At 42.2% G+C, this 6,830-nt stretch carries 4 protein-coding genes; 3 read left to right on the plus strand and 1 reads right to left on the minus strand.

Annotated features, from left to right (window positions below):
* Window positions 1–143 precede the first annotated feature (143 nt).
* Window positions 144–1,187: an AI-2E family transporter gene (locus tag E1176_RS08635; RefSeq protein WP_155210209.1), complete on the plus strand. Its 1,044-nt coding sequence runs from the start codon at window positions 144–146 to the stop codon at window positions 1,185–1,187.
* A gap of 19 nt (window positions 1,188–1,206) precedes the next feature.
* On the opposite strand, the gene E1176_RS08640 is transcribed toward E1176_RS08635, so the two are convergent.
* Window positions 1,207–3,267, minus strand: coding sequence for a TonB-dependent receptor family protein (locus E1176_RS08640; protein WP_185152711.1), 2,061 nt, complete (start codon window positions 3,265–3,267; stop codon window positions 1,207–1,209).
* A gap of 210 nt (window positions 3,268–3,477) precedes the next feature.
* Between E1176_RS08640 and E1176_RS08645 the strand changes: the two genes are divergently transcribed.
* Complete coding sequence (locus E1176_RS08645) at window positions 3,478–4,350, plus strand: lysophospholipid acyltransferase family protein (protein WP_155210211.1); 873 nt, start codon at window positions 3,478–3,480, stop codon at window positions 4,348–4,350.
* A gap of 88 nt (window positions 4,351–4,438) precedes the next feature.
* A partial coding sequence (locus E1176_RS08650; protein ID WP_155210212.1) for a WD40/YVTN/BNR-like repeat-containing protein occupies window positions 4,439–6,830 on the plus strand: 2,392 nt, incomplete at its 3' end.

Consider the following 6,830-nt stretch of genomic DNA (forward strand, 5'->3'; position numbering starts at 1 on the left):
GCTCTAGGCTCTAAGCTCTAAGCTCTAAGCCCTAGGCGCCTCGCGCTCTGCTCAATTGCACATTGTTCATTGTTAATTGCTCATTGAAAATTGTTCATTGCAATTTGCTCATTGAATAGTAGCTTTGCCACCAAAAACAGACGATGAATTTTGACTCTACTGCCACTACCAATAAGATATTGCTCATACTGGTCATTCCTGTGGTATTTTACAGTCTTCAACTGCTCTCATTTATTTTCATTCCTTTGATGTTTGCTATATTCATCGCGCTTCTTTTTACACCGCTCATGCGTTGGATGAAGAAAAGGAGAGTACCTCAGGTTTTGGCACTATCCTCGGTACTCTTAATCCTGGTGGTGGTAGGTTTTGCTGCAGTCAAACTTGTACAAGTTTCGGGTAAGCAAATAGAAGAAGGAAAAGCAGAGCTCTACTTAAAGCTTGATGATAAAGTAGAACGGGTCATTTCGCCTTTAGCTGATGTGCTTGATTTTGAAAAGACCGATGAGGAAAATGGTACGATTAAAACGCTGCTGAAAAGCAATAAATTGGAAGAATTCATTTTTAGTAACTTTTCTATCACATTCACATTTTTCAAAAGCACCTTGGTCAATATACTGATGACCCTGTTTTTTCTGGTTTTACTGCTGGCAGGCTCGCTTAACTTTAAAGAGATCTTACAGAGTACTCTGTTTGGCGGAAGCACTAAGTCGGTAAAAACCTTTATGAAGGTAGAAAAAAGTATTTCTAAGTTCCTAAAGGTAAAGTTTATTGTAAGCGCCCTTACTGGTATTGCTTTTGGCATTATCGCCTGGTCACTGGGCATCAGTTTTCCTTTGTTTTGGGGGATTATGGCCTTTGTAATCAACTTTATTCAAATGATTGGCTCTGTAATAGCCACCGTTCTGGTCATGATTTTTGCCTTTATCGAACTCGATAATAGCGGTACACTTTTTCTCGCGGCCATATTGTTTACAGGCGCTCAGGTAGTCTTTGGTGCTGTGATGGAGCCGATTCTCATGGGTAAGTCATTTTCTATCAACATCATTGTGGTGCTTGTAATGCTTATGTTCTGGGGCTTTTTGTGGGGAGTACCCGGGCTTATCCTAGCGATTCCTATCACCGTATTGTTCAAAACAATCCTTCAGGAGTTTCCTAGCGGACAGAAGTTTGCCAGGCTGATGTCTTAAAATGCTAAAAAGCCCGGCCTTATTTTTCCAGGCTATACTTTACACCAACACTGCCAAAATAATTTCTAGGCATACCCGGGTAGAAATAGCGGGGCTCATTGCCACCAAATCCTACTGCATTGATCAGGATGGAAGAGGCGTATTTCTCATCTAATACATTACCAATACCAAAGGTCGCCTCAACTTCCAGATTCTTCCAGAGGTTAAACTGAGCACCAGTAACGAGCGAAAGCAAATTGTAGCTATCGCTCTGGAGAGTGTTGGCATCATTCATAGGCATTGAACTCACATGCAGGTGGTTCAATTTTAGAAATAGCGAAGAATAGGTAAAGTCAAGACCGGTAGAAATTTTGAAGTCTGGTACGCCTGTGAGAGGGTTGCCGGAAAAGTCCTGATCATCATCTACAAAATCTTTAAACTCATGAAAATTTAGAGTGGGGTAGGTGTAAGCTCTTATTTTAAAATTATTTACTGTACGATCATAAACAAGCTGCCCTTCTACACCACGGTGATAGGTTTTACCTGCATTTATCCCAATAAACTGATCTTCAGTCAGCCTTTTTGTAACTATTAAATCAGTGATTGTCATATGGTATAAGTTGACCCCATAGCTCAGGTCGGAATGTGTCTTTTGCAGGCCAAACTCATAATTCCATCCATTTTCAGGTCGCAGATCTGTATTTAGATTTCCATCAGGGTTTAAAGTTGTTTCGAGGCCCGGATAGTTAAACCCTCGACTTACATTGGCAAACAACCGTGTTTGAGATGTTGGTCGATATGCCAGTGTAGCGCTTGGTGCTAAAACAGGTTTGTAATTGCTCTCAAGCTCAATCTGGTCATTAAAAGTCTCACGATAGTTGTAGCGCACGTAGGTTAGGTTCAGGCCGGCATCAAATTCCAGTTTGTCTGTAAGTTGGTGTGTGTAAGTGGTGAATGCACTGTATCGGTTTCTCAACTCTTCGTTATTACTCAGTAGGTCACCTTCCAGGCTGCCGTTTCCATTGTTGTCTTCATATAAATTCTCCAGTGTTTTCCAGTCGTAATTTTCCCGGTATATTTCTCCACCTAAAGTCCATTTAATCTTACCGCTCTGGAAATATTGGTCATAAACCAATCGGCCTCCATAACCATGTGTGTTTTCTGATAAAATATTAAAAGGCCTGGGTTCATAATGATCCAGGTAGTTGTAAAAGATGCTACCCGTTATTTTTTGGTTGTAATTAAACTGATGCGCATAGCTAATTCCTGTGAGTGTTAACTCATTGTCTTCGAAACCCTTTGCACTTTTCCAGGTAAAAGCCGCTTTCTTGGGATTATTAATAAAGTCAGTTTGGTTAATCGAGCTTGGGATCTGAGCATTAAAATTGATCTGATTGAGCAGGATAGATAGCTGGTCTTTCTCGCTGATTGTTATTTCAGAAAATAGCTGCAGTCCGTTTCTTGAATAATTATTATTCTCACGGAACCCATCGGTCGATAGGTGGTCATAAGCTAGTGATAACGATACTTCCTCAGTATTTAAATTAACTGCCGTTCGATTTTTTACCAAATCATAAGAGCCCAAGGTCAACTTCTGATCTACCTGCAACCAATCATTAGTGCGAGGTGCTGTGGTTATGAGCATAGTACCACCTAAGCTTGATCCGTATTCCGCACTTTTTGGTCCCTTTACTATATGTAAAGAGGCTATCGATTCGGGATCCAGCATGTTAATCGATGTTTCACCTGATCCGTTGGTGAGCGGTATTTGATTTAAATAGGTGCGCACCTTACTGCTACCATACTGTGTTCTACTGCCTACACCTCTTATGGTGATTCTATTGGTATTGAGGGCACCACTTTGAATATAGACACCAGGAATTTCATTGATCGAGGTGACTAGTGAATTTGGGTTGTAGCGTGAGATTGATACCGGCTCGAGGGTAGAAACCTCATATTCCGAAATGTCATAATCATGGGGTTTGCTTTCGACTATCACTTCACTGAGCCGATTGGTACCCAACGAGTCTATAGACTGACTGTAGCCTAAAAAAGGAGAAATGAAGGCTATCGCCCATAGTTTAAGTGAGTGTAGTTTCAATATTTTATGACTTATTTTCCGGAATCTATTTAATTGCCAACATGTACTAACAAATGTCCAGCAATAATTACAGGCAAACAAACGCTACAAGCCGATTGTTGTGGTGGTCAAAAATTTCTCCGACTTATATGATAAACGGTCGATGCATATATCATTTGGCTTGCGTTCGCAGGCCTGAATAAAAATTGTTAGTTTAGGCAAATTTTGTTTATGCGCTACGTGCTTTATCAATTGTTATTCGGTTTTCTTAATGCTATTTCCAGACTACCATTCTGGGTATTACACAGGGTGTCAGACGCCTTTTACGTACTTATCTATTATGTGGTGGGCTACCGAAAAAAAATGGTATTGAAAAATATCAAGCGATCTTTTCCTGAAAAGACTGAAAAGGAAGCCAGGGCTATAAGAAAGAAGTTTTATAAGCATTTTACCGATCTACTCATAGAGTCTGTGAAGAGTGCTACTTTGTCTCAAAAGCAATTTCAAAAGCGCTATTTTATAGTTAACCAGGCAATGTTGGACACCTATTACCAAGAAGGTAAAAGTGTCATAATTCTATCTCCTCACACCGGTAATTGGGAATGGGTATTTTCACTTGTGCATGTTTTACCCTACAAAGTATATGCTGTTTATCAGCGATTGACCAATCCGTATATGGATGCTTATATCAGAAAAACCAGGCAACGGTACGGAGCTGTGATGATCCCAACATCAAAAGCATTTGCAACTGTGACCAGCGCAACCGAAGCGGGTGAACAATCACTTACCTGGATGGCGGCCGATCAGGCGTGCAAACCGGCTAAAGCACAGTGGGTAAACTTCTTAAATCAGGACACCACGTTTCATAAAGGTTTTGAGGCTTTAGCACGTGAGACCAATCAAACCGTACTTTTTCTTGATATTAAAAAAGTAAAGCGCAGCTACTATGAGTTGGAACTACATGTGATTACCGAAGACCCCAATGTTGAGCCTGATGGTAAAATAGTGGAGGAATTTGCCAGACTTACAGAGCAGCGTATTAAAGCCGATCCGGCATATTGGCTATGGTCTCACAACCGATGGAAACATAGGCGGGAGGGATAGCCTACCGTCTGTCAAAATGTTAACTAAAAATTTTTATACAGATTTCTAGGTAACTAATTTCATGTGTAAACCCAATAACCCTTTACTCATGAAATTAATTAAGTCATTTCTCATACTACTTATCACGTGTGGTATAATTCTTCAAACAGAAGCACAACGCAAGAATAAATCGAGTGTTTCTCAATTGCCGGATTCAGTTTTTGCCGGACTCAAACTCAGGAATATCGGTCCTGCTTTTATGTCTGGCCGAATTGGAGACGTAGCCATACACCCTAACAATGAAAATACATGGTATGTAGCCGTTGGCTCCGGAGGTGTCTGGAAAACTGTGAATGCCGGGACCACATTTACCCCTATTTTTGATGACGAAGGGTCTTACTCTATTGGTTGTGTTACCGTTGACCCACGCAATCCACATGTCGTGTGGGTAGGCACCGGAGAAAATGTAGGTGGTCGCCATATGGGTTATGGAGATGGCATATATAAAAGTGAAGACGGTGGTGATAGCTGGACCAATATGGGCTTAAAGGCCTCTGAGCATATTTCAGAAATAATCGTACACCCAGACAACTCAGATGTCATATTTGTAGCCTCTCAAGGTCCGCTTTGGACCAAAGGTGGCGAAAGAGGTTTCTATAAATCAACAGACGGAGGACAAACCTGGAAAAGAACACTGGGCAATAATGAGTGGACAGGCGTAACAGACATCGCCATGGACCCAAGAAACCCAGCGGTGCTCTATGCCGCTACATGGGACAGACACAGAACTGTAGCTGCTTACATGGGCGGGGGACCAGGCACAGGAATTCATCGTAGTACCGATGGTGGAGAAACCTGGACCGAGTTGACTTCTGGTCTGCCAACAAGTAATATGGGTAAAATAGGTCTGGCGATTTCTCCGATGAAGCCGGACGTAGTCTATGCAGCTATAGAACTGGATCGAAGATCGGGAGGAGTCTATAAATCAACTGATCGGGGAGCCACCTGGAAAAAACAATCTGACGCAGTAGCAGGAGCTACCGGCCCACATTATTACCAGGAATTATACGCATCGCCTCATCATTATGACAGACTGTATTTGGTTGATAACCATATGCAATACTCTACAGATGGCGGTAAAACATTTCAAAGACTAAATAATAAGCATAAACATGGTGATAATCACGCGATAGCCTTCAAACCGAGTGATCCTGATTATTTATTGGTTGGAACAGACGGAGGACTTTACGAAAGCTTTGATTTAGGAGACAACTGGAGGTATATGCCTAACCTGCCCATCACACAGTTTTACAAATTGGCTGTTGATGATGCTGAGCCTTTTTACAATATATATGGCGGCACGCAAGACAATAGCACAGAAGGAGGCCCTTCTCGTACCGACAATGTGCATGGAATCCAAAATTCAGACTGGCGCGTAGTGCTCAACTGGGACGGGCACCAACCAGCGACAGAGCCTGGCAACCCTGATATTTTATATGGAGAAAGACAGGAAGGTAATTTGTCAAGAATCGATATGATCACGGGAGAGGTGATCGACATACAGCCACAACCGGGTAAAGATGAGCCTCATGAGCGATTTAATTGGGATGCACCTATTTTGGTGAGTCCACACTCGCCTACAACCTTATTTTTTGCCTCTTACCGTGTTTGGAAATCTGAGAATCGTGGTGACAGCTGGACGGCTATTTCAGGAGACCTCACAAGAAACCAAAACCGAATAGAACTGCCTATCATGGGTAGAAAGCAGAGTTATGATAACGCATGGGATTTTCTCGCCATGTCTAATTACAATACCATAACTTCTTTGGCCCAATCGCCTAAAAACGCTTCTGTTATTTATGCCGGTACTGATGACGGCCTCATTCAGGTCTCCGAAAATGGAGGAGAGAGTTGGAGAAAAATAGAAGTTGGCTCGATTTCAGGAGTGCCCTCAACGGCATTTGTTAATGACATTAAGGCCGATATGTTTGACGAAAACACGGTATACGTGGCACTCGACAATCATAAGTATGGCGACTTCAAACCTTACCTCGTAAAGAGTACAGACAAGGGCCGCAGCTGGACTTCCATCAGAGGAGATTTGCCAGATAGAACACTGGTTTGGCGCGTGGTGCAGGATCATGTGAAGAAAGAGTTGATGTTTGCAGCCACCGAGTTTGGTATGTATTTTACAGTGGATGGAGGTAGCCAATGGATTAAACTGGCTGGAAGCCCTACGATTTCATTTAGAGACCTTGCCATTCAGAAAAGAGAAAACGATCTGGTAGGTGCATCTTTTGGTAGAGGATTTTTTGTTTTAGATGACTATTCGCCACTTCGAGAAATCGATGCCGAGGCATTGAACAAAGACGGTGCGCTTTTCTCCACTAGAAAAGCATGGTGGTACATCCCTCGATCTCACTTAAGTTTTGATGAAGAAAAAGGCTCGCAAGGCGCTTCGCATTATGTAGCACCTAACCCTGATTTTGGAGCTGTCTTTA

It is taken from the genome of Fulvivirga aurantia (assembly GCF_009711475.1).
Classification (GTDB): Bacteria; Bacteroidota; Bacteroidia; order Cytophagales; family Cyclobacteriaceae; genus Fulvivirga; species Fulvivirga aurantia.

Coding starts and splice junctions, on each gene's coding strand:
- E1176_RS08635 (WP_155210209.1), top strand. CDS start 144: ATGAATTTTGACTCTACTGCCACTACCAATAAGATATTGCTCATACTG.
- E1176_RS08645 (WP_155210211.1), top strand. CDS start 3,478: ATGCGCTACGTGCTTTATCAATTGTTATTCGGTTTTCTTAATGCTATT.